The sequence below is a fragment of the Sphingomonas sp. Ell38C01 genome (genome assembly GCF_055231975.1).
On the sequence record NZ_JBUYVA010000001.1, the window covers coordinates 1,864,180 to 1,889,122 of the forward strand.

28 protein-coding genes and 1 pseudogene are annotated in these 24,943 nt (G+C 68.2%); 19 read left to right on the forward strand and 10 right to left on the reverse strand.

The features are described from left to right. Positions 1 to 24: 24 nt before the first annotated feature. From accC to aroQ, 3 genes are all read right to left on the reverse strand, one after another. On the reverse strand, positions 25 to 1,374 hold the full coding sequence (gene accC / locus ACV7NO_RS08785; RefSeq protein WP_463405624.1) for an acetyl-CoA carboxylase biotin carboxylase subunit: 1,350 nt from the start codon (positions 1,372 to 1,374) through the stop codon (positions 25 to 27). 133 nt (positions 1,375 to 1,507) lie between these two features. Beyond that, positions 1,508 to 1,981: an acetyl-CoA carboxylase biotin carboxyl carrier protein gene (gene accB / locus ACV7NO_RS08790; RefSeq protein ID WP_463405625.1), complete on the reverse strand. Its 474-nt coding sequence runs from the start codon at positions 1,979 to 1,981 to the stop codon at positions 1,508 to 1,510. Between the two features lie 83 nt (positions 1,982 to 2,064). Next, positions 2,065 to 2,511, reverse strand: a complete 447-nt coding sequence (gene aroQ, locus ACV7NO_RS08795; protein ID WP_463405626.1) for a type II 3-dehydroquinate dehydratase — start codon at positions 2,509 to 2,511, stop codon at positions 2,065 to 2,067. A gap of 176 nt (positions 2,512 to 2,687) precedes the next feature. On the opposite strand from aroQ, the gene thiS reads away from it, so the two are divergent. Both thiS and ACV7NO_RS08805 read left to right on the forward strand, forming a co-directional pair. After that, positions 2,688 to 3,695 carry a sulfur carrier protein ThiS gene (gene thiS / locus ACV7NO_RS08800; protein WP_463405627.1) on the forward strand — a complete coding sequence of 336 codons (1,008 nt, stop codon included), beginning with the start codon at positions 2,688 to 2,690 and terminating at the stop codon, positions 3,693 to 3,695. Positions 3,696 to 3,825: 130 nt separating this feature from the next. Next, positions 3,826 to 4,008, forward strand: coding sequence for a CsbD family protein (locus ACV7NO_RS08805; RefSeq protein ID WP_463405628.1), 183 nt, complete (start codon positions 3,826 to 3,828; stop codon positions 4,006 to 4,008). A 57-nt stretch (positions 4,009 to 4,065) separates the two neighbouring features. On the opposite strand, the pseudogene ACV7NO_RS08810 reads toward ACV7NO_RS08805, so the two are convergent. Next, positions 4,066 to 4,472: pseudogene (locus ACV7NO_RS08810) on the reverse strand (VOC family protein). Positions 4,473 to 4,496: 24 nt separating this feature from the next. Beyond that, complete coding sequence (locus tag ACV7NO_RS08815) at positions 4,497 to 6,140, reverse strand: thiamine pyrophosphate-binding protein (protein ID WP_463405629.1); 1,644 nt, start codon at positions 6,138 to 6,140, stop codon at positions 4,497 to 4,499. A gap of 101 nt (positions 6,141 to 6,241) precedes the next feature. Between ACV7NO_RS08815 and ACV7NO_RS08820 the strand changes: the two genes are divergently transcribed. From ACV7NO_RS08820 to ACV7NO_RS08845, 6 genes are all read left to right on the forward strand, one after another. Then, the gene (locus tag ACV7NO_RS08820) at positions 6,242 to 7,162 is read left to right on the forward strand and encodes an SMP-30/gluconolactonase/LRE family protein (RefSeq protein ID WP_463405630.1); all 921 of its coding nucleotides are present in this window, start codon (positions 6,242 to 6,244) and stop codon (positions 7,160 to 7,162) included. A gap of 28 nt (positions 7,163 to 7,190) precedes the next feature. After that, positions 7,191 to 7,841, forward strand: coding sequence for an HAD-IA family hydrolase (locus tag ACV7NO_RS08825; protein WP_463405631.1), 651 nt, complete (start codon positions 7,191 to 7,193; stop codon positions 7,839 to 7,841). A gap of 80 nt (positions 7,842 to 7,921) precedes the next feature. Further along, the gene (locus tag ACV7NO_RS08830; protein WP_463405632.1) at positions 7,922 to 8,629 is read left to right on the forward strand and encodes a CoA transferase subunit A; all 708 of its coding nucleotides are present in this window, start codon (positions 7,922 to 7,924) and stop codon (positions 8,627 to 8,629) included. A gap of 23 nt (positions 8,630 to 8,652) precedes the next feature. Beyond that, the gene (locus tag ACV7NO_RS08835; RefSeq protein WP_463405633.1) at positions 8,653 to 9,717 is read left to right on the forward strand and encodes a 5'-nucleotidase, lipoprotein e(P4) family; all 1,065 of its coding nucleotides are present in this window, start codon (positions 8,653 to 8,655) and stop codon (positions 9,715 to 9,717) included. A gap of 1 nt (position 9,718) precedes the next feature. After that, positions 9,719 to 10,354: a 3-oxoacid CoA-transferase subunit B gene (locus ACV7NO_RS08840; protein WP_463405634.1), complete on the forward strand. Its 636-nt coding sequence runs from the start codon at positions 9,719 to 9,721 to the stop codon at positions 10,352 to 10,354. After that, positions 10,351 to 11,064: a glutathione S-transferase N-terminal domain-containing protein gene (locus ACV7NO_RS08845; protein ID WP_463405635.1), complete on the forward strand. Its 714-nt coding sequence runs from the start codon at positions 10,351 to 10,353 to the stop codon at positions 11,062 to 11,064. The genes ACV7NO_RS08840 and ACV7NO_RS08845 overlap by 4 nt, the downstream gene beginning before the upstream one ends. Here ACV7NO_RS08845 and ACV7NO_RS08850 read toward each other — a convergent pair. Then, on the reverse strand, positions 11,031 to 12,248 hold the full coding sequence (locus ACV7NO_RS08850; protein WP_463405636.1) for an MFS transporter: 1,218 nt from the start codon (positions 12,246 to 12,248) through the stop codon (positions 11,031 to 11,033). The genes ACV7NO_RS08845 and ACV7NO_RS08850 overlap by 34 nt on opposite strands. 180 nt (positions 12,249 to 12,428) lie before the next feature. Here ACV7NO_RS08850 and leuC point away from each other — a divergent pair, with 180 nt between their 5' ends. The 11 genes from leuC to nadA all read left to right on the forward strand — a co-directional run bounded on the left by leuC (position 12,429) and on the right by nadA (position 21,758). Beyond that, a complete protein-coding gene (gene leuC, locus ACV7NO_RS08855) occupies positions 12,429 to 13,859 on the forward strand; it encodes a 3-isopropylmalate dehydratase large subunit (RefSeq protein ID WP_463405637.1) in 1,431 nt (476 codons plus the stop codon). Between the two features lie 127 nt (positions 13,860 to 13,986). Next, positions 13,987 to 14,616 (forward strand): 3-isopropylmalate dehydratase small subunit, encoded by a 630-nt coding sequence (gene leuD, locus ACV7NO_RS08860; protein WP_463405638.1) that lies wholly within the window; start codon positions 13,987 to 13,989, stop codon positions 14,614 to 14,616. Continuing rightward, complete coding sequence (locus ACV7NO_RS08865; RefSeq protein ID WP_463405639.1) at positions 14,579 to 15,580, forward strand: NADPH:quinone oxidoreductase family protein; 1,002 nt, start codon at positions 14,579 to 14,581, stop codon at positions 15,578 to 15,580. The genes leuD and ACV7NO_RS08865 overlap by 38 nt, the downstream gene beginning before the upstream one ends. 169 nt (positions 15,581 to 15,749) lie before the next feature. Continuing rightward, the gene (locus ACV7NO_RS08870) at positions 15,750 to 16,073 is read left to right on the forward strand and encodes a DUF1476 domain-containing protein (protein WP_463405640.1); all 324 of its coding nucleotides are present in this window, start codon (positions 15,750 to 15,752) and stop codon (positions 16,071 to 16,073) included. A 5-nt stretch (positions 16,074 to 16,078) separates the two neighbouring features. Continuing rightward, entirely contained in the window at positions 16,079 to 16,312 is a 234-nt protein-coding gene (locus ACV7NO_RS08875) for a BolA family protein (protein WP_463405641.1), read from the forward strand. Positions 16,313 to 16,339: 27 nt separating this feature from the next. Further along, positions 16,340 to 16,666: a Grx4 family monothiol glutaredoxin gene (gene grxD, locus ACV7NO_RS08880; RefSeq protein ID WP_463405642.1), complete on the forward strand. Its 327-nt coding sequence runs from the start codon at positions 16,340 to 16,342 to the stop codon at positions 16,664 to 16,666. A 386-nt stretch (positions 16,667 to 17,052) separates the two neighbouring features. Then, positions 17,053 to 17,421: a BlaI/MecI/CopY family transcriptional regulator gene (locus tag ACV7NO_RS08885; protein ID WP_463405643.1), complete on the forward strand. Its 369-nt coding sequence runs from the start codon at positions 17,053 to 17,055 to the stop codon at positions 17,419 to 17,421. Further along, positions 17,418 to 19,049, forward strand: a complete 1,632-nt coding sequence (locus tag ACV7NO_RS08890; RefSeq protein WP_463405644.1) for a M56 family metallopeptidase — start codon at positions 17,418 to 17,420, stop codon at positions 19,047 to 19,049. The genes ACV7NO_RS08885 and ACV7NO_RS08890 overlap by 4 nt, the downstream gene beginning before the upstream one ends. Positions 19,050 to 19,139: 90 nt before the next feature. After that, positions 19,140 to 20,009 carry an MBL fold metallo-hydrolase gene (locus ACV7NO_RS08895; RefSeq protein ID WP_463405645.1) on the forward strand — a complete coding sequence of 290 codons (870 nt, stop codon included), beginning with the start codon at positions 19,140 to 19,142 and terminating at the stop codon, positions 20,007 to 20,009. Then, positions 19,991 to 20,707, forward strand: coding sequence for a DUF4230 domain-containing protein (locus ACV7NO_RS08900; protein WP_463405646.1), 717 nt, complete (start codon positions 19,991 to 19,993; stop codon positions 20,705 to 20,707). The genes ACV7NO_RS08895 and ACV7NO_RS08900 overlap by 19 nt, the downstream gene beginning before the upstream one ends. Positions 20,708 to 20,756: 49 nt before the next feature. Continuing rightward, on the forward strand, positions 20,757 to 21,758 hold the full coding sequence (gene nadA, locus ACV7NO_RS08905; RefSeq protein ID WP_463405647.1) for a quinolinate synthase NadA: 1,002 nt from the start codon (positions 20,757 to 20,759) through the stop codon (positions 21,756 to 21,758). 108 nt (positions 21,759 to 21,866) lie between these two features. Here nadA and ACV7NO_RS08910 read toward each other — a convergent pair whose 3' ends face one another. The 4 genes from ACV7NO_RS08910 to ACV7NO_RS08925 all read right to left on the reverse strand — a co-directional run bounded on the left by ACV7NO_RS08910 (position 21,867) and on the right by ACV7NO_RS08925 (position 24,898). Next, entirely contained in the window at positions 21,867 to 22,454 is a 588-nt protein-coding gene (locus tag ACV7NO_RS08910) for a DUF1989 domain-containing protein (RefSeq protein ID WP_463405648.1), read from the reverse strand. Continuing rightward, positions 22,451 to 23,140, reverse strand: coding sequence for a guanitoxin biosynthesis heme-dependent pre-guanitoxin N-hydroxylase GntA (gene gntA / locus ACV7NO_RS08915; protein WP_463405649.1), 690 nt, complete (start codon positions 23,138 to 23,140; stop codon positions 22,451 to 22,453). The genes ACV7NO_RS08910 and gntA overlap by 4 nt, the downstream gene beginning before the upstream one ends. Before the next feature lie 109 nt (positions 23,141 to 23,249). Then, on the reverse strand, positions 23,250 to 23,537 hold the full coding sequence (locus ACV7NO_RS08920; RefSeq protein ID WP_463405650.1) for a PilZ domain-containing protein: 288 nt from the start codon (positions 23,535 to 23,537) through the stop codon (positions 23,250 to 23,252). Positions 23,538 to 23,611: 74 nt separating this feature from the next. Continuing rightward, complete coding sequence (locus ACV7NO_RS08925) at positions 23,612 to 24,898, reverse strand: cell wall hydrolase (RefSeq protein ID WP_463405651.1); 1,287 nt, start codon at positions 24,896 to 24,898, stop codon at positions 23,612 to 23,614. Between the last annotated feature and the right edge of the window lie 45 nt (positions 24,899 to 24,943).

A 24,943-nucleotide genomic window follows, 5' to 3' on the forward strand; every position in this document is an offset into this window, starting at 1 on the left:
ATGACGAGGGGAATCGGGACGATGTCAGCCCTGTCTGGCCAGCCACTCCTCGAGCCACTTGATCGTATAGTCGCCGTCCTGGAATTCGGGATCGTCGAGCAGCGCGCGGTGGAGGGGGATCGTCGTCACCGGCCCCTCGATCACGAACTCCTCGAGCGCGCGGCGCAGGCGGCGGAGCGCGCCCTGGCGGGTGGTGCCGTAGACGATCAGCTTGGCGATCATGCTGTCGTAATAGGGCGGCACACGGTAGCCGGCGTAAAGCCCGCTATCGACCCGAACGTGCATCCCGCCGGGGGCGTGGAACATCTTCACAAGGCCGGGCGAGGGCGCGAACGTCCGCGGATCCTCGGCGTTGATCCGGCATTCGATCGCGTGGCCACGGAACTGGACGTCCTCCTGCCGCAGCGTCAGCGGGTGCCCCTCGGCGATGCGGATCTGCTCCCGGACGAGGTCGAGGCCTGTGATCATCTCCGTCACCGGATGTTCGACCTGAAGCCGGGTGTTCATCTCGATGAAGTAGAATTCGCCGTCTTCCCACAGGAACTCGATCGTGCCCGCGCCGCGATAGCCCATGTCGGCCATCGCCTTCGCGACGATCGCGCCCATCCGCTCGCGCTCCTCCGCGGTGATGATCGGCGAGGGGGCTTCCTCGAGCACCTTCTGGTGACGGCGCTGGAGCGAGCAGTCGCGCTCGCCCAGGTGGATCGCGGTGCCGTTGCCGTCGCCGAACACCTGGAACTCGATGTGGCGCGGGTTGCCGAGATATTTCTCGAGATAGACGGTAGCGTCGCCGAATGCGGCCTTCGCCTCGGTGCCCGCCTGGCTCATGAGCGTTTCGAGCTGGTCCTCCGAGGTGCACACTTTCATGCCGCGCCCGCCGCCGCCCGACGCGGCCTTGATGATGACCGGATAGCCCGCCTCCGCCGCGATCGCCTTCGCCTCGGCCAGATCGCTGATCGGGCCGTCGGAGCCGGGGACGAGCGGCAGGCCGAGCGCGCCAGCGGTGCGCTTGGCCTCGATCTTGTCGCCCATCGTGCGGATGTGCTCGGGCTTAGGCCCGACGAAGATCAGGTTGTGGAGCTCGACGATCTCGGCGAAGCGCGCATTCTCGCTGAGAAAGCCATAGCCAGGATGAATCGCGTCCGCGCCCGAGATTTCCGCCGCCGAGATGATGTTGGGGATGTTGAGATAGCTGTCTGCGGCGGCGGGGGGCCCGATGCAGATCGCCTGGTCCGCGAGACGGACGTGCATCGCGTCGGCATCCGCGGTGGAGTGCACCGCGACCGTCTGGATCCCCATTTCATGGCAGGCGCGGTGGATCCGCAGCGCGATCTCGCCGCGATTCGCGATCAGCAGTTTCTGTATCTTTGGCATGGAGGACCTAGCCTGAAAGCCACCGTTTGCCCTGAGCTTGTCGAAGGGCTGCCCTTCTTCGTCACCTTGGGGCGCGAGGCCTGAAAAGAAGGACAGGGCTTCGACACGCTCAGCCCGAACGGTAGAAGGGAGGTTACTCGACAACCACCAGCGGCTGGTCGAACTCGATCGGCTGGCCGTTCTCGACGAGGATCGCGGTGATCGTGCCCGCCGATGGCGCGACGATCGGGTTCATCACCTTCATCGCCTCGACGATCAGCAGCGTATCGCCCGCCGCGACGGTCTTGCCGACGATCGCGAACGGCTTGGCGCCGGGTTCGGCGGAAAGATAGACGGTGCCGACCATCGGCGAGCGCACGGCGTTCGCGCTGGTCGCGGGGGCCGATGCGCCGGCTTCGGCGGCAGCTGGCGCGCTCGCGATCGGTGCCGGGGCGGGTGCATAGTGAACCGGCGCGGCGACGGGCGCGGCCTTGCGCGCGACACGGATCTTGCGATCGCCGTGTTCGACCTCGATCTCGGTCAGCTGGGTGTGATCGAGCAGCTCTGCGAGCTGGCGAACCAGCCCGACGTCGACCTGCATCGGTCCGGTATCAGTGTTGTCGGCCATGCGACGTGTTTCCCTTTTGCCTATCCCCGCAGTGCGGGGGAGCATCTTTTGGGGGTTTGCCCCCCTTCAAACGGCGGGCTCTGTCAGAACCGCGCCGCGGCTTCAAGCGCGAGCGTGTAGGAAATCGCGCCGAAACCCGCGATGGTTCCGCGTGCGGCACGACCGACGAAGGAGACATGGCGGAAGTCCTCGCGCGTGTGCGGGTTGGACAGATGCACCTCGATCACCGGGGTGACGATCGCCTTGATCGCGTCGTGGAGTGCGATTGAGGTGTGGGTGAAGGCGCCCGCGTTGAGGATCACCGCCCTGGCGTCATAGGCCTGCGCCTCGTGGAGCCAGTCTACCAGATGTCCCTCGTGGTTCGACTGGCGCAGGTCGATCGCCAGCCCCAGCTCGCCGGCGCGATCCTCGAGATCGCCCGCGATGTCGTCCAGCGTGGCGTGGCCGTAGATCTCGGGCTCGCGGGTGCCCAGCAGGTTGAGGTTCGGGCCGTTGAGAACGTAGACGACGGGAAGATCGGTATCGGACATCGGGTGCTTTCTTGAACCGGACGGGCGGGGAGCCTAGGTGGACACGTGACGACCCTAGCCCGTTTGCCCTGCGCTTGTCGAAGGGCTGTTCTTCTTCTTCGTACCGGGCGGAAGAGGAGGACGGGGCTTCGACACGCTCAGCCCGAACGGATGTGGGGGGTGCCCCCGCAAAGCCTATGCCCCATACCGACGGAACCGTGACGATCACCGTGAACGGCGAACACAAGCGGGTCGCCGCCGGCCTGACGCTTGCGCAGCTGGCCGCCGAGATGGGGCTGGTGGCGGAGAAGATCGCGGTGGAGCGCAACCTGGCGGTGGTGCCGCGATCGACGCTGGACGCGGTGATCGTCGAGGATGGCGACGAACTGGAGATCGTCCATTTCGTCGGCGGGGGCGACCATGTGGCGCCGGCCGAAACGGATACGTGGACGGTTGCGGGGCGCACCTTCCGGTCGAGGCTGATCGTCGGCACCGGCAAGTACAGGGACTTCGCGCAGAACGCCGCCGCGGTCGCGGCGTCGGGGGCGGAGATCGTGACGGTCGCGGTGCGGCGCGTGAACGTCAGCGATCCGAACGCGCCGATGCTGACCGACTTCATCGACCCGAAGCGGATCACCTACCTTCCCAATACGGCAGGGTGCTTCGACGCCGAGTCGGCGATCCGCACGCTGCGGCTTGCGCGCGAGGCGGGCGGCTGGGACCTCGTGAAGCTGGAAGTGCTGGGCGAGGCGCGCACGCTCTACCCGGACATGGTCGAGACGCTGCGCGCGACCGAGATCCTGGCGAACGAAGGGTTCCTGCCGATGGTCTACTGCGTCGACGATCCGATCGCGGCGAAGCGGCTGGAAAATGCGGGCGCGGTGGCGATCATGCCGCTGGGCGCGCCGATCGGATCGGGGCTGGGCATCCAGAACCGCGTGACGATCCGGCTGATCGTCGAGGGGGCGAGCGTGCCCGTGCTGGTCGATGCGGGCGTCGGCAGCGCGTCCGACGCGGCCGTCGCGATGGAACTGGGCTGCGACGGCGTGTTGATGAACACCGCGATCGCGGAGGCGAAGGACCCGGTGATGATGGCCGCCGCGATGAAGTCGGCGGTCGAGGCGGGGCGCTTGTCGTACCGCGCCGGGCGGATGGGGATGCGGCGTTACGCCGATCCGTCGTCGCCACTCGCGGGGCTGATCTGACTCTCGTCGGGCGGGTTTGTTCCCGTGGCAGGATGAAGATTTTGTCACGGAACCGGTCTGATTTCCGGCGGTTATCCTCGGCGTCTATCAAGCGGACCGATCCCCGGTCTTGCAGCATGAGGAGGTCACCATGGGTGAAGTCACCGACAAGCTCGCCGCCGCCGGCAACAAGATCGCAGGCAATGTCAAGGAAGCCATCGGCAAGGCGACCGACAACGACAAGCTGGTCGCCGAGGGCGAGGCGCAGCAGGTCAAGGGCACCGGCCAGGACGTCAAGGGCAGCGTCAAGGGCGCGCTGGGCGACAAGATCTGATCTCGGCCGAATTCGGCTGAACGAAGGGCCGCTCCGGGCAACCGGGGCGGTCTTTTGCTATCGGGCGGCGGCGGTCCGCTGGATCAGGTCGCAGCGATTGCCATACAGGTCTTCGAAGACCGCGACGGTGCCATAATCCTCGCGCCGTGGTTCCTCGACGAAGCGGACGCCGCGGCTGGTCCAGTCGCGATGGTCGCGATCGAAATCGTCGGTTTCGAAGAAGAGAAAGACCCGCCCGCCCGACTGGTTTCCGATCGCACGCGCCTGTGCCTCGCCTGTGCCTCGTCGGTCGCCTTCGCGAGCAGCAGGCCGCCATCGCTGCGCGGCGGTGCCACCACCACCCAGCGCTTCGACGCCGATAGCGCGCGATCTTCGCGAAGCTCGAAGCCGAGCAGCCCGACATAGAAGGCGATGGCCTCGTCATAGTCTCGCACGACCAGCGTGGTGAGGGTCAGCGCCTGCATGAGCGGATTCTCTGCGTGAGGGGACTAGGCGCGCATCGCGGTCAGCGTCGTACCTGCCGTGATCGCCTCCACGTCGGTCTTCACATGGAGCAGCCGCACGCCCGGCATCCGTGCGGCGCGGTCGAGCGCGTAGTGGAAGTCGTCGGTGCACTCGACCGTCTCGGCCCAGCAGCCATAGGCGCGGGCAAGCGCGGCGAAGTCGGGGTTGGCGAGGGCGGTGGCGGAGACGCGGCCGGGGAACTCGCGTTCCTGATGCATGCGGATAGTGCCGTAGGCGCCGTTGTCGATCACGACGACGATCATCGAGGCACCGTGCGCGACGGCGGTGGCGAGTTCCTGACCATTCATCAGGAAGCATCCGTCGCCGGCGAGTGCGACGACGCTGCGTTCGGGGTGGCGGAGTGCGGCGGCGGTGGCGGCGGGAACGCCATAGCCCATCGCGCCGGCAGTCGGGGCGAGCTGGCAGCCGGGCGCGGCGTAACGCCAGTAGCGGTGCCACCAGCCCGAATAATTGCCGGCGCCGTTGCAGATGATCGTGTCGGCGGGGAGCAACTCGCGCATCGAGGCGACACAAGGGCCGAGGTCCATCGCCAGGTCGCGCGGCGCGGGTGTGGACCAGGCCTGCCAATCGGCGTGCGCCGCTTGCCCTGCGGTGCGCGGGGGGAGGTCGACGGGGAGCAGCGCCTCCGCGAACTCGGCCATGCCGACGCAGATGGCCAGATCCGCGCGGTAGCTGCGGTTGAGCTCGTCGGGATCGGGGTGGACGTGGACCAGCCGCTGGCCGGGGTGATCGGGCGTGACGAGCGCATAGCCGTCGGTGGTCGCCTCGCCGAGCCGCGGGCCCACGACGAGAAGCAGGTCCGCCGCCTTTACCCGCGCGACGAGTTTCGGGTTGGGGCCGTAGCCGAGATTGCCCGCCCAGACCGGGCAGTCGTTGGGAATCGAATCCTGCCGGCGGAACGCGGCGGCGACGGGGATGCCGTTGCGATCGGCCCAGGTGGCGAACGCGCCCGAGGCGGCGACGTCCCACCCCGCGCCGCCGACGATCGCGAGCGGGTGTTCGGCCGTGGTCAGCAGATCGGCGAGCAGGTCCATCGAATCGGCGTCGGCGGCCTGCGGGACGCGCTCGACGCGGGGGCGGTCGACGGCGTCGACACGGTCGAGCAGCATGTCCTCGGGCAGCGCGAGGACGACGGGGCCGGGCCGCCCGTTCATCGCGGTGGCATAGGCGCGCGCGACATATTCGGGGATGCGGCGCGCATCGTCGATCCGCGCGGCCCATTTGGCGATCGGCGCGAACATCGCGGCGAAGTCGATCTCCTGGAACGCCTCGCGGTCGCGGGTCGCGCGGTCGACATCGCCGATAAACAGGATCATCGGCTGCGAATCCTGCATCGCGACATGCACGCCGATCGACGCGTTGGTCGCGCCCGGGCCGCGGGTGACGAAGGCGATGCCGGGGCGATGCGTGAGCGTGCCGTCGGCGCAGGCCATGAACGCGACCCCGCCCTCCTGCCGGCACGTCACCAGATCGATCGCGGGGGTGTCGTGGAGCGCGTCCAGGACGGCGAGGAAACTCTCGCCGGGAACGGTGAAGATCCGATCGCAGCCTTGCGCGACCAGGGTGTCGACGAGGATCCGGCCGCCGGTGCGTGAAATGCTCTCCATGGTGCGACTGTACCCCCGCGCCGGCGGGGGTCCAGCCCCAAACAAAAGAGTCTGGACCCCCGCCGGCGCGGGGGTACGGTGGCGTGCAAAGGAGAGAGATGATGGCGGAGTTCACGCTGGTCGCGGACGGATTGCGTTTCCCCGAGGGGCCCGTCGTCATGCCCGACGGGAGCATCATGCTGGTCGAGATCGCAGCGGGGCGGATCACGCGCGTGTCGGCCGATGGCGTCACGACGACAGTCGCGGAGCCGGGGGGCGGCCCGAACGGGCTCGCGCTCGGGCCGGACGGGATGCTCTATTGCTGCAACAATGGCGGGTTCGAGTATCTCGAGAGCGGCGGGATGCTGGCGCCGCACGGGATCGCGAAGGACTATTCGGGCGGGCGGATCGAGCGGATCGACCCGGCGACGGGCGCGGTCGAGATCCTCTACAAATCGGGCGACTTCGGGTGCGTGCTGCGCGGTCCCAACGACATCGTGTTCGACGCGCATGGCGGGTTCTGGTTCACCGACCACGGCAAGGTCGATTACGAGGCGCGCATCCATGACGTCGTCGGCATCTTTTATGCGAAGGCCGACGGAAGCCATTTGAAAGAGGTGATATTTCCAAGCAACAATCCCAATGGCGTGGGGCTGTCCCCTGACGGCAAGCGACTGTACGCGGCCGAAACCTACACGTGCCGGCTGATGGCGTTCGACATCACGGCGCCCGGCGAGGTCGCGCTCGATGCCGGGCCCGGCGGGCCGGGAATCCCGGTGTATCGACCGGCAGGTTACAAATTCTTCGATTCGCTTGCGGTGGAGGCGTCCGGGAACATCTGCGTCGCGACGATCGGGGAAAGCGGGATAAGCGTGATCTCGCCCGGAGGCGACCTGGTCGAGTTCGTCGCGACCGACGACATCTTCACGACCAATATCTGTTTCGGCGGCGCGGATATGTGCGACGCGTGGCTGACGCTGTCGGGCACCGGACGGCTGGTGAAGACACGCTGGGCGCGGCCGGGGCTGAGGCTGGAATATTGAGCCATCGATTCAGGAACAGGATGCAACAGTGTACACGACCGTGATTTTCGATTTCGGCGGGGTCGTCACCTCGTCGCCGTTCGAGGCGTTCAACCAGATGGAGCGCGAGCGCGGCCTGCCGCACGACCTGATCCGCCGGATCAACGCGACCGATCCCGACGACAATGCCTGGGCGCGGTTCGAGCGCGCCGAACTCGACGCGGCCGGTTTCGACGCCGCGTTCGCGCAGGAGGCGAAGGCGCTCGGGCATGAGGTGCGGGGGGACGATGTGCTGGCGTTGCTATCCGGCGACATTCGGCCCCGGATGGTGCACGCGATCGACTGGTTGAAGACGCATGGCTATCGGCTGGGGTGCATCACCAACAACGTGCCTGCGGGCGAGGGGGCGGGGATGGCGGGGACGTCGGAGAAGGCCGCCAGGGTCTCCGCGATCCTCGCCAAGTTCGATCATGTGATCGAAAGCAGCAAGGTGGGGATCCGCAAGCCCGATCCGCGGATCTACACGATGATGACCGACACACTGGACGTCGCGGCGGCGGCGTGCGTGTATCTCGACGACCTGGGCATCAACTGCAAGCCGGCGGCGATGCTGGGGATGCGCGCGATCAAGGTGACGGGGGAGGATCAGGCGCTGCGCGACCTGACGGACGCGCTCGGCGTGGATGCCGCGAGTTTCTGAGCGCCGTCTCCGGTTCGCTTGACCGCGCCGCGCCCGCCCGCGTAATCGCTCGGGCGCACCGATCAGGAGAGTCGTCCGCGATGAAGAAGCTCTACTCCGACGCCGCCGCCGCGCTCGACGGCGTGCTGTTCGACGGGATGACGATCTGCGCGGGCGGTTTCGGGTTGTGCGGCATTCCCGAGCGCCTGATCGACGCGGTCCGCGATGCAGGCACCAGGGACCTGACGATCGCCAGCAACAATGCGGGCATCGACGGCGAGGGGCTGGGCAAGCTGCTGCGCACGCGGCAGGTGAAAAAGATGATTTCGAGCTATGTCGGCGAGAACAAGGAGTTCGAGCGGCAGTATCTCAGCGGCGAACTGGAGGTGGAGTTCTGCCCGCAGGGTACGCTTGCCGAACGCTGCCGTGCCGGCGGCGCGGGAATCCCCGGCTTCTATACCAAGACCGGCGTGGGCACGCAGGTGGCCGAGGGCAAGGAAGTGAAGGTCTTCGACGGGGAGGAGTATATCCTGGAGCGCGGGATCCGCGCCGACCTGGCGATCGTCAAGGGCTGGAAGGCCGACGAGACGGGAAACCTGATCTTCCGAAAGACCGCGAGGAACTTCAACCAACCGATGGCGACTGCAGGGAAAATCTGCATCGCCGAGGTGGAGGAAGTGGTGCCCGCAGGAAGCCTCGACCCCGACTGCATCCATCTGCCCGGCATCTATGTGAACCGGATGATCGTCGGCAGCCCATATGACAAGAAGATCGAATTCCGCCTGACGCGCGAGCGGGCGACCGCGTGACGGCCGGGCGGGTGACGGGGCGGATGGCGACCGTTTCGGCGCTTGCCGCCGCGTCGCTCGTCCTGTCGGGCTGCGTGGCGGCGGTGATCCCGGTCGCGGCGGGGGCGACGATGGGGCGGCAGGTGCTCAAGCGCGACAAGCCGGCCAGGGCGGAGAAGCGGCGCAAGGGCGAGCCGGCGCTGACGCTGATTCCGGGTGGGCAGATGCCTGCACCGGACGGGACGCTTCCAGCTGCGCCCGTCCGACCGGTGCCCGGCACCGCGCCGGCGGGGATGCAGTATCTCTATGGATCGGGCGAGGCGGCGGCGATCAGCCTTCAGGCCTATGCGGCACTGCGCAACTATGTCGGCGCGGAGGCGCGGTTGCGGAAGGCCGGGGTCGAGCCCGATGCGGTCGTGCTCGCCGAGGGCGCGATGCTGGCGGCACCGAAGTTCATGACGTGCGGGAAGAAGCCGCTCGCGGTGGTGCTCGACATCGACGAGACGGCGCTGCTGAACCTCGGCTACGAACGCGATGCCGCGATGACCGGTGTTGGGTTCGACCCGGCGCGCTGGGCGCAGTGGGAGGCGACCGGGGCAGGACAGGTGTCCGCGGTGCCGGGTGCGGTGGATACGCTGGCGGCGGCGCGCAAGGCGGGGGTGACGGTGGTGTTCAACTCCAACCGGTCGGCCGAGAGCGCGGCGGCGACGCAGGACGCGCTGGAGCGCGCGGGGCTTGGCAAGACGGTGGTCGGCGATACGCTGTGGCTGCGGGAGGCGGGCGCGCCATCGGGCAAGGACGCGCGGCGCTGGCGGATCGCGCAGAAATATTGCGTGATCGCGATGGTCGGCGACCAGCTGGGCGACTTCACCGACCTGTTCAACGCCGCACCCGCGACCGCGAGCACCGCGATCCGGCGCGACGCGGCGGCGGGCACCGCGGTGTCGGCTTTGTGGGGGGCGGGGTGGTTCATGCTGCCCAACCCGGTCTACGGCACCGCGTTGCAGGGGCGCCTCGACGACGTCTTTCCGGCCGACAAGCGTTGGCCCGCACCATCACCGGCATCGGCGCCGATGCCGGAACCGACACACGCACCGACGGGGAACTGACATGGGCTGGGACCGCAACCAGATGGCCGCGCGCGCCGCGCAGGAGCTGCAGGACGGGTTCTACGTGAACCTGGGTATCGGCATTCCGACGCTGGTGGCGAACAACATCCCCGAGGGGATGACGGTGACGCTGCAGAGCGAGAACGGGATGCTGGGGATCGGGCCGTTCCCCTATGACGACGAGGTCGACCCCGATCTCATCAACGCGGGCAAGCAGACGATCAGCGAGCTGCCCCACTCCGCCTATTTCGGCAGCGAGCAGAGCTTCGCGATGATCCGCGGCGGGCATATCGACCTGACCGTGCTGGGCGCGATGGAGGTCGCGGAGAATGGCGACATCGCCAACTGGATGATCCCCGGCAAGATGATAAAGGGCATGGGCGGCGCGATGGACCTGGTCGCGGGCGTCAAGAAGATCATCGTGGTGATGGAGCACACGTCGAAGAACGGCGACCCGAAATTCATCCCCGCGTGCACGCTGCCGCTGACGGGGAAGAACTCGGTCGACATGATCGTGACCGATCTCGCGGTGTTCCAGCGCCCCGATCATGCGAGCCCTTTCAAGCTTGTCGAGATGGCGCCGGGAGTGACTGGTGACGAGATCGCGGCGAAGACGACCGCGCATTACGTGCGGTGACGACGCCCGGCTATACGCTCGTCACGGCGAACCGGAATTATTCGAGCTGGTCGCTGCGTCCGTGGGTGTTGATGACCGCGCTGGGCATTCCGTTCGAGGACCGGATCGAGCCGTTCCGGCAGCTCGACAATCATGCCGCGTTCCGCGCGTTCTCGCCGACCGGGCAAGTGCCGGTGTTGATCGACGGCGACCGGACGGTCTGGGATTCGCTCGGCATCGCGATGTATCTGGCGGAGCGTCATGACGGCGTCTGGCCCAGGGATCCGGCGGCGCGCGCGTGGGCGATGTGCGCGGCGGCGGAGATGCATGGCGGGTTCGGCGCGTTGCGTCGCGACCGGACGATGACGGTGGCGCAACGGGTGACGCCGGGCGGCACGACCGCTGCGCTGGAACGCGACGTGGCGCGGATGGGCGAATTGTGGGCGGAGGGGCTCGACCGGTTCGGTGGCCCGTGGCTGGCCGGGAACGCGTTCGGCGCGGTGGACGCGTTCTATGCACCGGTCGCGTTTCGGGTGCGCACCTATGGGATCGACGTCGGCACGACGGGTGCGACTTGGGTGGCGGCGATGCTCGATCACCCGGCGATGCGCATTTGGGAAGTCGCCGCGCTCGCGGAGACGTTTCGCGAAGAGGGGCACGACGCCGAGATCGCCGCGATCGGCACGGTGACCGAAGACTATCGCGCGGTTTCGGGCACCTTCCACCAGTAGAGCAGCAGTCCGACGCCCGCGACCGCGGCCAGCACCAGAAAGGCGAGCGAATAGCCGCCCCACACGATCAGCACGCCCGCGATCGTGGTGCTGATCGCGGCGCCCGCGCCCTGCAGCGTCGAGACCGCGCCCTGCGCGACGTTGAACCGCCCGGTGCCGCGTGTGATCGCGGCGATCACGACGGGGAACAGCGCGCCGAAGATGCCTGCGCCGATGCCGTCGAGCAATTGCACGAACAACAGCCAGCCCGGCGCGTTCGACAGCGTGTAGAGGATGCCGCGCAACGCCAGCACCGCGAACCCCGCGAGGAAGATCGGCTTGTGGCCCCAGGCGTCCGCCTTCCTGCCGACGACGATCGCGACCGGGACCATGACGAGCTGTGCCCCGACGATGCACGCGGCGGTGAGCGAGGTCGCCTGCCCGGCGCCGACCTCGCGCGACAACAACTGGCCGACCGAGGGAAGCATCGCGGCGTTGGCGAGATGGAAGGTGAAGGCGGAGATCGCGAAGACGCCGAGAACCGGGATGCCAGTGAGCGTCTGCCAGATCGATTGCGGGGCGCAGTCGGGATCCTCTTCCTCCCCGTCAGAACAGCCGCGGGCGACCTCGTGATCGATCGCGCCGCCGTCGATGCGCAGGATCGCGACGATGCTGCACGCCGCGAGCCCGGCCATCAGATAGAAGACGACGACGGGGCCGAACTGCCATGCCGCCAGCCCCGCGATCGCGGCGGCGACGGCGTTGCCGGCGTGGTTGAACGCCTCGTTGCGGCCGACGCGCGGGGTGAACGCCTTGGGCCCGACGATGCCGAGCGAGATCGCCGCGATGCCTGGCGCGAACACCGCGGCGGCGACGGCGGCGAGCGACTGTGTGGCGGCGACGGCCGCAAAACCGTGGACGAACGGGAGCGACACCGAAGAGAGCGTCACCGCGACCGCGGCGGCGACGAGGAGCGCGCGCTTGGCCCGCACCTTGTCCATCAACGCACCCGCAGGCGTGGTCGCGATCAGCCCCGCGATTCCGGCGATCGTCATGATGAGCCCCGCGGTCGCCTCGTTCCAGCCGTTCTGCGGACCGCGGACGGATACGAGGTAGATCGCCAGATAGGGGCCGAGCCCGTCGCGGACGTCCGCGAGGAAGAAATTGACCGCGTCGAGCGGGCGATCGGAGCGGGGCTTCGGCATGGCGGCGGTCCGATCGAAAAGGAGGAGCGACCGGCGAAACGCGAAACCCGACCGGCGGGTCCTTGATATATTTTTGCGACCCGTGGTGCGGATTCCGCAAGATGTGCAATCAGCGCGATCGAAAAATGCGCGGGGACGCGCTTTGCCCTCCGTCCGGGTTGAGCTATGGCGCGGTGCATCATGGTGAACGATCCCAAGACGCTGTACGAGAAGATCTGGAACGCGCATGTCGTGGAGACGCGCGACGACGGGACGAGCCTCGTCTATATCGACCGGCACCTCGTCCATGAGGTGACGAGTCCGCAAGCGTTCGAGGGGCTCCGCGTCGCCGGACGCAAGGTGCGGCGGCCCGACCTGACGCTGGCGGTGCCCGATCACAATCTGCCGACGACGCCGCGCGCCGATGCCGCGGGCCGCGCGTTGCCGATCGCGGATCCCGAGAGCGCGCAGCAACTCGCCGCGCTGACGCGCAACACCGCCGAGTTCGGGGTGCGCTATATCGACGCGCTCGCCGCGGAGCAGGGCATCGTCCATGTCGTGGGGCCGGAACAGGGGTTCACGCTGCCGGGGACGACGCTGGTGTGCGGAGACAGCCATACGTCGGCGCATGGCGCGCTGGGCTCGCTGGCGTTCGGGATCGGGACCAGCGAGGTCGAGCATGTGCTCGCGACGCAGACGCTGCTGCTCAAGCGATCGAAGACGATGGAGATTCGCGTCGACGGGACGCTGGGGTTCGGCGTCAGCCCCAAGGACGTGATCCTGGCGATCATCGGCAAGATCGGCGCGGCGGGCGGCACCGGCTATGTCATCGAGTTCACCGGCGAGGTGATACGCGCGATGTCGATCGAGGGGCGGCTGACGATCGCGAACATGTCGATCGAGGGCGGCGCGCGTGCGGGGTTGATCGCGCCCGACGAGACGACGTTCGCGTATCTGAAGGGGCGGCCGCTGGCGCCGAAAGGCGCGGACTGGGAACGGGCGGTCGCGTGGTGGCGGACGCTGCCGACCGATGCGGGGGCGCGCTACGACAAGGTCGTCATGCTGCACGCCGACGAGATCGGGCCGGCGCTGACCTGGGGCACGAGCCCGGAGGACGTGGTGTCGATCACCGGGGTGGTGCCCGATCCGCTTAGCTTCGCGGATCCCTCGAAGCAGGAGGCGGCGCGCAAGTCGCTCGATTATATGGGGCTGACACCGGGGACGCGGATGCAGGACGTGCCCGTCCAGCATGTCTTCATCGGCAGCTGCACCAACAGCCGGATAGAGGATTTGCGCGCCGCCGCGGCGGTGGCGAGCGGGCGGCATGTAGCCGACGGCGTGCGCGCGATGGTGGTGCCGGGATCGGGCCTGGTGAAGCGGCAGGCGGAGGCCGAGGGGCTCGACCGGGTGTTCGTCGAGGCGGGGTTCGAGTGGCGCGAGCCGGGCTGCTCGATGTGCCTGGCGATGAACCCGGACAAGGTGCCGCCGGGCGAACGCTGCGCTTCCACCTCGAACCGCAATTTCGTAGGACGGCAGGGACCGGGCGCGCGCACCCACCTGCTGAGCCCCGCGATGGCGGCGGCGGCGGCGGTGACCGGGCGGCTGGCGGACGTGCGTGAGCTTGTGGCGTAAGGGGAAGAACGATGCGTAAGGTTCTGGTATTGCTGGTCGCGGGATCGGTGTTGAGCGGCGTCGCGGCCTATGCGGCGATCGCGAAGCCCGCGGTCGCCAGCGTGAAGCCGCGGGCGCGCTGACGCCGATGGATCCGGTCACGACCGTGTCGGGGCGCGCCTATCCGTGGGGCGCCAAGAATATCGACACCGACGTCATCATCCCCGCGCACTGGCTGAAGACGATCACGCGATCGGGGCTGGCGAAGGGCGCGTTCGAGACGGTGCGCGCACAGCCGGGCAATGTGTTCGACGATCCGCGCTACGCGGGGGCGCCAATCCTGATCGCGGGGGACAATTTCGGCTGCGGATCGAGCCGAGAGCATGCTGCATGGGCACTGGCGGACATGGGTGTGACGGCGGTGATCGCGCCGAGCTTTTCCGACATCTTTTCGGGCAATGCGTTCAAGAACGGCATCGTTCCCGTCGTGCTGCCACAGGCGGCGATCGACCGGCTGGTCGAGGTCGCGCAAGATCAGCCGATCACCGTCGATCTCGAGACGATGACGGTGACCACCCCGTATCAGGACCGCTTCGTCTTCGAACTCGACGCGTTCCGCCGCCAGTGCCTGATGGAGGGGCTGGACGAGATCGGCCTGACGCTGGCAAGGGATACCGCGATTTCGAAATATGAAGGGGCACTCGCCGGCGAGCGACCCTGGATCGGCGGAGGAAGCGGTTATGCGGGCGTTGTTGTCGAAGGCTCCGGGCGGACCTGAAACTCTGGAGATCGATACGCTGCCCGATCCGGCGGCGGGGAAGGGCGAGGTCGTCGTGGCCGTAAAGGCCTGCGCGATCAACTTCCCGGACGTGCTCGTCATCGAGGACAAGTACCAGTTCCGCCCGCAGCGCCCCTTCGCGCCAGGCGGCGAGATTTCGGGCGTCGTCGACAGCGTCGGCGAGGGCGTGACGGGGTTCGCCGCGGGCGACCGCGTGATGTGCAACACCAGCATGGGCGGACTCAGCGAGAAAGTGCTCGTCAAGGAGGGCGCGCTGTACCGGCTGCCCGAGGGGCGATCGTTCGAGGAGGGCGCCTCGCTGCTGCTGACCTATGGCACGACGATCCATGCGCTGCTCGACCGCGGGCATCTGGAGGAAGGCGATTCGCTGCTGGTGATGGGCGCGGCCGGCGGCGTCGGGCTGGCGGCGATCGAGCTGGGCAAGGCGTTCGGTGCGCGCGTCGTCGCGGCGGTGTCGTCCGACGAAAAGGCGGCGGCGGCAAAGGCGGCGGGTGCGGACGAGACCCTCGTCTATGCGCGGGCGCCATTCGACAAGGATCAGTCCAAGGCGCTTGCCGAGCAGTTCAAGGCGGCGGCGGGGCCGAACGGGTTCGACGTGGTCTATGATCCGGTGGGAGGCGACTATGCCGAGCCCGCAGTGCGATCGATGGCGTGGGAGGGGCGATATCTGGTCGTCGGCTTCCCGGCGGGGATCCCGAAGCTGCCGCTGAACCTGACGCTGCTGAAGAGCTGCGATATCTGCGGCGTGTTCTGGGGCGCGTTCGCGGCGCGCGATCCGCAGCGCAACCGCGACCACATCGAGCGACTGTTCCGGTTGTGGAAGGACGGGAAGATCGGGCCGGTCGTCAGCGAGACGTTCGCGTTCGAGCGCGGCGGGGACGCGATCGCGAAGATGGCGGCGCGCGGGGCGATCGGAAAGCTGGTCGTTCGGGTGGGGGAATAGGGCGGAGCGTACCCCCGGCGCAGGCCGGGGTGCGGGTGCGGTGGCCAGGGTCGAACGCGCTGCTGCCCGCTTTTGTTTTGGGGCTGGGCCGCGGCCTGCGCCGGGGTACGGTTGCGCTCCGGGACACCCCGGCCTATTCCCGGCCGCGAACCGTAATCAGGGAGCGACCATGACCACCTTCGACGATCGCGAGCGCGCTTTCGAGACCAAGTTCGCGCGCGACGAGGAGATGGCGTTCCGCATCACCGCGCGGCGCAACCGGCTGGTCGGACAATGGGCGGCCGAGCAGATGAAGCTGACCCCCGAAGAGGCGGACGCCTATGCCAAGGCGGTCGTCCATGCCGATTTCGAGGAAGCCGGCGACGAGGACGTGATCCGCAAGCTGATCGGTGACCTGAACGCGGCGGGCGTGGAGATCGACGACGCGGCGGTGCGCCGCGCGCTCGACGACAAGCTCGTCGAGGCACGTCGCCAGCTGATGCAGCCGGAGTAACCACGGTGGCGATGACCGCGGATGAGATTTCTGCGCTGATCTGCGAAGGCATTCCCGACGCGACCGTCGAGATCACCGATCTGGCGGGAGATGGCGACCATTATGCCGCGACCGTCGCCAGCGCCTCTTTTGCAGGGGTGTCGCGGGTGAAGCAGCACCAGGCGGTGTATGCGGCGCTCGGCGGGCGGATGGGCGGCGTGCTCCACGCATTGCAACTGACGACCGTCGTCCCGAAGTAACGCGTTCGACAGACAGGAAGCACGAGCATGACCGACGATTCGAACGCGCGCATCGACCAGCTGGTCAAGGCGAACCCGGTGCTGTTGTTCATGAAGGGCACGCCGCTGTTCCCGCAATGCGGCTTCTCCAGCCGTGCGGTGGCGATCCTCAATCACCTGAACGTCGAGTTCGAGAGCGTCGACGTGTTGCAGGACCAGGGCATCCGGCAGGGCATCAAGGCTTATTCGGACTGGCCGACCATCCCGCAGCTCTATGTCGGCGGCGAATTCGTTGGCGGATCGGACATCATGATGGAGATGTACGAGAGCGGCGAGCTGGCCTCGCTGTTCGAGGGCGCGGACGCGGCGGACTGAGGTCGGCCGGGTTGGGGCGGGGGATCTGGTGACCCGCCCGCCCCGATGAAGCGTCGCGACGCTCGGTACATGGGACGTATTGCAGGGCGTGTGCCAGCGGGCGGGATGCGCGCATTTGCTGGGGATCCGGTGGTTAACGGGTGATTGGGTGGGTGGCTTGGTGTAAACTTTTCCGACGCTTCGGGTAATCAGGTCACCTCGGTCAACCCGGCCTTGAGCCAGGGTTCCGCTTTTGTCGGTCGCGTTGAGAAGGAGCGGGACCCCGGATCAAGTCCGGGGTGACGGGGATGAGGCACTGTGCCCCTTCGTCGTCTGCTGACGCGCCACCCTCTTGACCACAGCCGTAATCGATGCGATTACGTCCGTAGTCATAGGGGGGATGCGCCGTGGTCGAGCGAATCAGCGATGCCGAGCATGTGGTGATGGAGGTGCTGTGGGACGAATCCCCGCTCTCCGCACAGGACGTCGCCGAACGCATCGCGCCGGAGCGCGCGTGGAGCGCCAATACCGTCAAGACGCTGCTGGGGCGGCTGCTCGCCAAGACCGCGATTGCGCACGAGGAAGATGGCCGGCGCTATCTGTACCGCCCGCTCGTCGCGCGCGGTGATTACGTCGAGGGCGAATCGTCGCGGCTGATCGATCGGCTGTTCGGCGGCAAGCTGACCCCGCTGGTCGCGCATCTGGCGGAACGCGACAAGCTGAGCGCGGATGACATCGCCGAGATCGAGGCGCTGCTGAAGGCGCTGAAGCAGTGAGCGCGGCCGCGATGCAATGGGCGATCGGGGCGCTGGTCGCGTCGTCGATCCTGATCGTGCTGGTTCTGCTGGTGCGCGGGCCTGTGCGGCGCGCGTTCGGACCCGGGGTCGCCTATGCGCTGTGGGCGTTGCCGGTGCTGCGGCTCGCGCTGCCGCCGCTGCCCGCGGCGGTGACGACGCCGATCGCAGCGGTGGGCGAGCAGGTGACGGTGCTGATCGTGCCTGCGGATTCCGGGGCTGCGGTGGCGGGGCCTGTCGCGGCGGCGGCGACTGCGTTTCCGGTGGCGACGGTAATCGCGGTCGCGTGGGGCGTCGGGATGCTCGGTCTGATCGGATGGCATACTCTGGCCTATTTCCGGTTGCGCGCACGGCTGTTGCGCGGAGCGACGCGGGTCGATCGCGTCGGCGGGGTCGACGTGATCGAGACGGCAGCGGCGAAGGGGCCGCTCGCGTTCGGGGTCGCGCATCGCTACGTCGCGTTTCCGCGCGATTTCGCAGGGCGATACGACGCGGCCGAGCGCGAAATGGCGCTGGCGCACGAGATCGGCCACCATGCGCGCGGCGACCTGATCGCGAACTGGGTGGCGCTGGCGGTGCTGGCGTTCCAGTGGTTCTCGCCGCTGGCGTGGATCGCGTTCCGGGCATTCCGCAACGACCAGGAAATGGCGAACGACGCGCGCGTGATGGCCGGGCGCGGGGCGGGGGATCGCCACGCCTATGCCTGCGCGATCGTGAAGGCCGCGCATGGCGGCGCGATCAGCGCGGTGTGCCATCTTCATACCATCGACGATCTGAAAGGGAGGTTGCGGATGCTGGGCACGGCGCGCGCGTCGCGGACGCGGATGATGATGGGCGGCGCGGGGGTCGCGGCGCTGACGCTCGCGGGGCTCGGCGCGACCGCGTCGGGCGGCGCGGCGGCGGCGGTCAGGACGACGGTGCGGACGACGGTGGAGGAGGTGACGGGCGTGTCGCTTCCGGAGGTCCCACCCGTTGCGGCGGTGCAGGCGACGCCGCCGCCTGCGCCTGCGACCCCGGCTGAGCCCGGGAAGACGCGCCGCCACCGCGTGGTGATCGTCAAGGACGGCAAGGCGACGACCTATGAGGGCGCCGAGGCAGACGCGTTCATCGCGGCGAACCCGGTCGCAGCGGCGCCCGTGCCGCCGGTGCCGCCCGTGCCGGGTACGGGGCCGACCGTGCCCGCACCGCCGCTGCCGCCGGGGGTTCTCGCGGATGGTGCGACCAAGGTGCGGACCTTCACGTTCCGGTCGAAGGGTTCGTGGCCGAGCAAGGCGGGCGAGAGCTTCTCGATCGCGATGCCGCTGATCCGCAGCGAAACCTGCTCGCCGGTCGACGGGCAACCCGTCATCAACCGGACCGAAAAGGGGCAGCGCATCGTGTTGATCTGCAAGAACCGGGTCGAGCGGCTGGGGCAGGTGGCCGCCGAGCAGGCCACCCGGGCGGCGATGTCCGAGCGATCGGCCTATGCCAGCGCGCTGAACGGATTGCGCAGCGCACGTGCGGGAATCGAGGCGAACGCCAACATCCCGGCGGAAGGGCGCTTGCAGGCGCTGTCCTCGATCGACACGTCGATCGCGGAACTCGAAGCGAATCTCGCCAAGGCGAGGTGACCCCGACCGGGCCGGCGCGCGTTCTGCGCGGGCCGGCCCTCTTTTGCGCGCACCTTGTGCCGCGCGCCGATAGCCGCCATCTGCGCTGACATGGCCGATGCCCCTACCGGACTGCCGATAACGCTGGAGCCGCTCGTCGTCCGCGTGCTGGCGCCGAACCCCTCGCCTTACACGCATACCGGCACGCAGACGCATGTCGTCGGCGCGACCGACCTGGCGGTGATCGATCCGGGACCCGCGGACGACGCGCACCTCGCGGCGCTGCTGGCGGCAATCGACGGGCGACCGGTCCGCGCGATCGTCATCACGCATCACCATCGCGACCACAGTCCCGGCGCGCCCGCGTTGAAGGCGGCGACCGGCGCGCCGATCGTGGGCGCGGCACCGTTCCATCTGTCCGATGTGGGGCCCGACGTGAAAACGGGCGCGGATGCGGCGTTCGATGCGGACTATGCGCCCGATCGCGTGCTGGCGGAGGGCGACACGGTATCGGGCGAGGGCTGGACGTTGGAGGCGATCGCGACTCCGGGGCATACGTCGAACCACCTCGCCTTCGCGCTGCGCGAGACGGGGGCGCTGTTTTCCGGCGATCACGTGATGGGCTGGTCGACGACGGTGGTGTCGCCGCCCGATGGCGACATGACGCAGTTCATGGCGAGCCTGGAGAAACTGCAGGCGCGCGACGACCGGGTCTATTATCCGGGGCATGGCGAGGCGATCGAGACGCCGAAGCGGTTCGTCCGCGGGTTGCTGGGGCACAGGCGGCAGCGCGAGGGGCAGATCATGCGGCTGATCGCGGGCGGCACGGGGGCGATCCCGGACATGGTGGCGAAAATGTATGTCGGGATCGATCCGCGGCTGTTTCCGGCGGCGGAACGGTCGGTGCTGGCGCACCTGATCGATCTGGAGCGGCGCGGGCTGGCGAGGGGTGAGGGGGACCGGTGGCGGAGCGTAGCGTGAGTGCGCGCGAGACGTGGCGCATCGTTGCCGCGATCGCGGTGCTGGCGGTGCTCGGCGTCGTGCTGAAGGCGGGGTATGACCGTTATACCGCATCCTACACCGTCGCGCGGCGTGATGATGGGGCGGCGGTGACGCAGGTCGTCCGCGCGACGTTCGCCAACGCCAGCAGCCTGAAGGTCGGCGCACTGTCCGGCACGGTGCAGAGCAGCGCATCCGATACCCGCGGGTTCGGGATGCTGACGTCGGACCGGGTGGTGAAGGCGCCGTTCGAGGTCGAGTATTTCGTCGACATGGCGCGCATGGGGATGCGCGACTATCGCTGGGATGCCGCCTCGCGCACGCTGATCGTCGATGCGCCCGCCGTGACGGTCGGCAAGGCCAATGTCGACGAGGCGGCGCGCACGCTGAGCCAGACGCGCGGGCTGTACGTGACGCGGCAGGCGGCCGATGCGTTGGCGCAGCGCGTGTCGCAGGGCGCGCAGCGGACCGCGCAGGCGGAGGCGCAGAAGCCCGAGCGCGTGGCGGTGGCGCGGGAGAATGCGCGGCGCGCGCTGTCGTCGTTGCTCGGCGGGCCGCTGCGCGCGGCGGGGCTGGGCGACGTCCGGGTGGTGGTGACTTTCCCGGGCGAGCGGCGCGGGCCGGACGAACGGTGGGATACGAGCCGCTCGCTGGCAGAGGTGCTGGGGAACCGCGGGTAGCGCACGCGGCGCGGTGCCCCTATGTGAGCCGCACGAGGGAGAGACGCGAATGACCGTGAACGTTGGCAATCTGGCTGGGCTGGACCTGCGCGCCGAGATCGACCGGCTGCGCAAGGAGCGCAACGCGGTGATCCTCGCGCATTACTACCAGAAGCCGGAGATCCAGGATCTGGCGGACTTCGTCGGTGACAGCCTCGACCTCAGCCGCAAGGCGGCGGCGACCGATGCGGACGTGATCGCGTTCTGCGGCGTGCGCTTCATGGCGGAGACCGCCAAGATCCTGAGCCCCGACAAGATCGTCGTGCTGCCCGACATGGACGCCGGATGCAGCCTGGAGGACAGCTGCCCGCCCGACCAGTTCGCGGCGTTCCGCGCGGCGCACCCCGATCACATCGCGCTGACGTACATCAACTGTTCGACCGAGGTGAAGGCGCTGAGCGACATCATCGTGACGTCGTCGTCGGCGGAGAAGATCCTGTCGCAGATCCCCGCGGACCAGAAGGTGATCTTCGGCCCGGATCGTAATCTGGGCGGCTATCTGACGCGCAAGACGGGGCGCGAGATGCTGTTATGGCCGGGGGTGTGCATCGTCCACGAGGCGTTCAGCGAGACGGAACTGCTGAAGCTGAAGGCGCAGTATCCGGGCGCACCGGTGGCGGCGCATCCCGAATGCCCGGCGATCATCCTCGACCATGCCGACTATGTCGGATCTACCAGCGGGATCCTGGCCTATGCGGCGGACTTCGCGGGCGACACGCTGATCGTCGCGACCGAGCCGCACATCATCCATCAGATGGAAAAGGCTTTGCCGCACAAGCACTTCATCGGTGCGCCGGGGGCGGACGGGAACTGCAACTGCAACATTTGCCCGTACATGGCGCTCAACACGCTGGAGAAGCTGTACCTGTCGCTCCGCGATCTGACGCCGCGGGTGGAGATCGAGGAAGGGTTGCGCGTGCAGGCCAAGAAGAGCCTTGATGCGATGCTGGCGATGGCCTCGGCGAGCGTGGGGCAGGGGGATCTGGGGCCGGTGCGGGTGACGGGGGACTGAAGTTCTCATCCGTTCGTGCCGAGTGTGTCGGAATACCTTCCATTCGTCCGCAGTGAGGAAGACGGGCGGTGCTTCGACAGACTGAGCACGAACGGGTCGGGCTTCCCGTCAATCCACGCGGTACTGGATCGGCTTGAAGCTGCCGCCATTCGAGGCGGGAGCGGAGCAGGCGGTCAGGCCGATGACCAGATCCATCGCGGCCTTGAAGACGATCGTATCGCCGGCCTTGCTGATCGGGGGCAGGACCTCGAGCCTGCCGGTTTCGCCGTTGACCGGCACGTTCATGAAGCAATTGAACGCGGTCGGGATCCGGTCTGGGGTGATGCCATACGGCTCGAGCGCGGCGGCGAGATTGCCGAAGCAGCCGCGATGCGGGGGCAGGTCTGGATAGAAATGGTGGAAGGTGTCGTAGGAGCAGGGCGTCAGCAGGAAATCATGCCGGCCGACATCGTCCGCGACGATCTCGAGCATCGGGCGCGAGCGGTTCGAATAGAGGATGTGGCCGGTCGTAAGATAGATGGTCTCGGCATAATCGAGCGTGCGGCCCGATGAGATGACCTCGTCGATATCGTCGGCGTTGTAGGCGAGGAGGTCGGCGACCTGAACGCCCTTCGGATCGATCACGGTAAGGTACTTGCCTTGCATGAGCCGAAATGCGGTGCCGCTACGTTCGGGGATGGTGACGATGTCGGTCACTCGGCGGATTTTCCGGCATAGTGAAAGGGGCAGCGCCAGTCCTCGCCGACCGCGCGGCCCGAATATTGCCGTGCCTCACTGCCGTCACCGTGGCGCGAGAGCATCGGGTTGCGCGAGCCCGCGAGCTTTTCGTCGCGGACCATGATCGTCTCGCGCATGGGCTCGTAGCGGCCGTCGGCGCGCAGCGTCTCGAACTGGTCATGCAGGTTGAAGACGAGCGTGGGGCGCGGGAAGCGGCGGGCGGGGCGACTGGCGCGCGGGTGGAGGCCGACGATGAAGAACGCCTCGCCGCCGAAGCTGAGCGAGAAATGCGGGCTGTCGGGATCGTCGCTGACGCGCGTATCGTAGGACTGGGCGCGCCATACATCCTTGTCGGACAGCGACTGGACGCGGTTCCAGAGCATCGTCTCGAATGCGGCTTCGGTGAGATCGTCGGGGCCTTCGAAAATGACTGCGAGGCTGCGGAACAGGCCCGGCGATTCGCGATAGGCGGCGGCGAAGGCAAGCAGCGCGTCGTGGATTCGCAGATCGTCCCATCCGCTGTCGATGCGATTGCAGGCGAGGATGTTGAGCGTGCCTTTGGCGAGCGCGGCCTTGGCGCCGACGCAAGGAAACTCCCGCGCGCCGACATGATCGTACATCAGCGATTCCAGATCGCTCTGGGCGGCGTGCGCCCAAGGGAACATCGGGGTGGGGGGAGCTTTGGCGTGAAGAGACATGTGGCGGTGACGACGCTTCGAACGCGCGTCCGTTCCCAAGAGTCTGCCTGATCTCGATCAGCCTGTGCGGCGTGCGTCAACGCGACAGGAGAATGTCCACCGCGGCTTGCGACAGCGGGGTAGCGAAGATCACGCCCATCCGGTCATTCGTGCGCCAGCATATGCGTGCCATGCCGAGTCCCGCGGGCATCTCGATCGCGATCGTCTGGCCGGCCTCCGCTTCGCCTGCACAGTGGAGGCGCGCGCCGGTCGTCGAGACGTCGAGGACATGGATCCGCACGCTGCGCTCGCCGGTGCGCATCGTGCCGGGCAGGAAGACCTTGCGGCGGGGGGCGGTGCGCGGAATGAGCGCCGTGTCTGCCATGGCCACTCTGGCCTCCGGGTGATGGAATACGGAGGCTAGCGCATGAGCGGTGAATGCGCCGCCGCCGAACAGGGCTAATCGCGCTTTAACGTCGGTTTCGTGAGCTGGGTCTGGGACGTGGGCTGGGGCGTCTGCGCGGTCGTGTATTGGGGCTGGGGCTTGCGGCGGACGCCGAAGAGTTCGTCGAACTTGGCGGACTCGACGGTCGCTGCTTCGCTGGTGACGGGGGCTTCGATGCGCAGGACCTGGCGCTTCATGCACTGCGCGCGCGGGGTGGCGGGAAACTCGGTGCAGTTCCAGAGCGTCCGCTCCAGCCCGCTGGCGCGGTCGCGGATGTAGCTGAACGACATCGCCGCCATCTGATCGGGCGCGAGCGGGAGGCCGAGGCCCATCGCGGCGGGATCGGTCCAGCCCATGAACTTGCACTTCGCCCGCTCGCCGCAGGCCTGTCTGGCGAGCGCGGCGAAACCGGCGGACTGGGCGGGGTTCAGGCTGGTGAGGAAGCTGTCCTGGTCGCTGGCGAGCGGCATCACCGCGCGGCCGAAGAACGGCGTCGCGCCCGCGATCGCGGCATCCGCTTCGACCAGCGCGCCGCCGATGCGGTGCGCCTCGGACAGCCGGCCGAGCGCGGCGATGGCGGGTTCGGCTGGGTCGACGATGCGGTTGAAGGCGGCGGGGGTGCCCCACCAGCCGGTCCAGCGGAAGAAGAGATGGGTGTGGACCGCGGCGATCTTGTCGAGGCTGGCCTGCCAATAGGGGACGACCCAGTCGGTATGGTAATGCGTCGCGTAGCCGACGGGCTCGTAGACCTGCCCGGCCAGCGCGTCTCGCGCGACGTCGCGCGCGCGGCGCCAGGCGACGTCGGAGGGGGTGCGCGTCATCGCGCCGTCGCAGGCGAAGGTGAACTGGCAGCCGGTGGTCCGCTCCGACCCCTGGAAGACGACGCCGCAGACGGTCTTGGGGAAGGCCGGGTGGCGGACGCGATTGAGGACGACCTGTGCGACCGCCTGCTCTCCGACCGCGTCGTCGCCCGCCTCGTACCAAACCGCGGCGGCGAGGCAGTCGGTCGCGCGGGCCAGCGCGGTGGCGTCGCCGGCGAAGCGGAAGGCGCGCGCGGCGGGGTTCGGGCCGGTGACGAAGGGGACGCTGGCGTTGAAGCTACGCGCGTCCTCGGGATCGAGCTGCTGGAGCTCGACGGGCTCGACGGGGGGCAGTTCGGTCTTCGCGACGACGCGCTGGGGACGGACGACCTTCGCGCGCTGGGGCACGACGGTAACGTGGGTGGCGACGAGCGCGGGGACGACGATCGCCAGCGCGGCGATCGCGACCAGGATCAGGCGGAGGAGGGGGGAGGGTTTCAAGGGGCCGGTGTTTCTTTGTCCGTCACCCCCGCAAGGGCGGGGGTC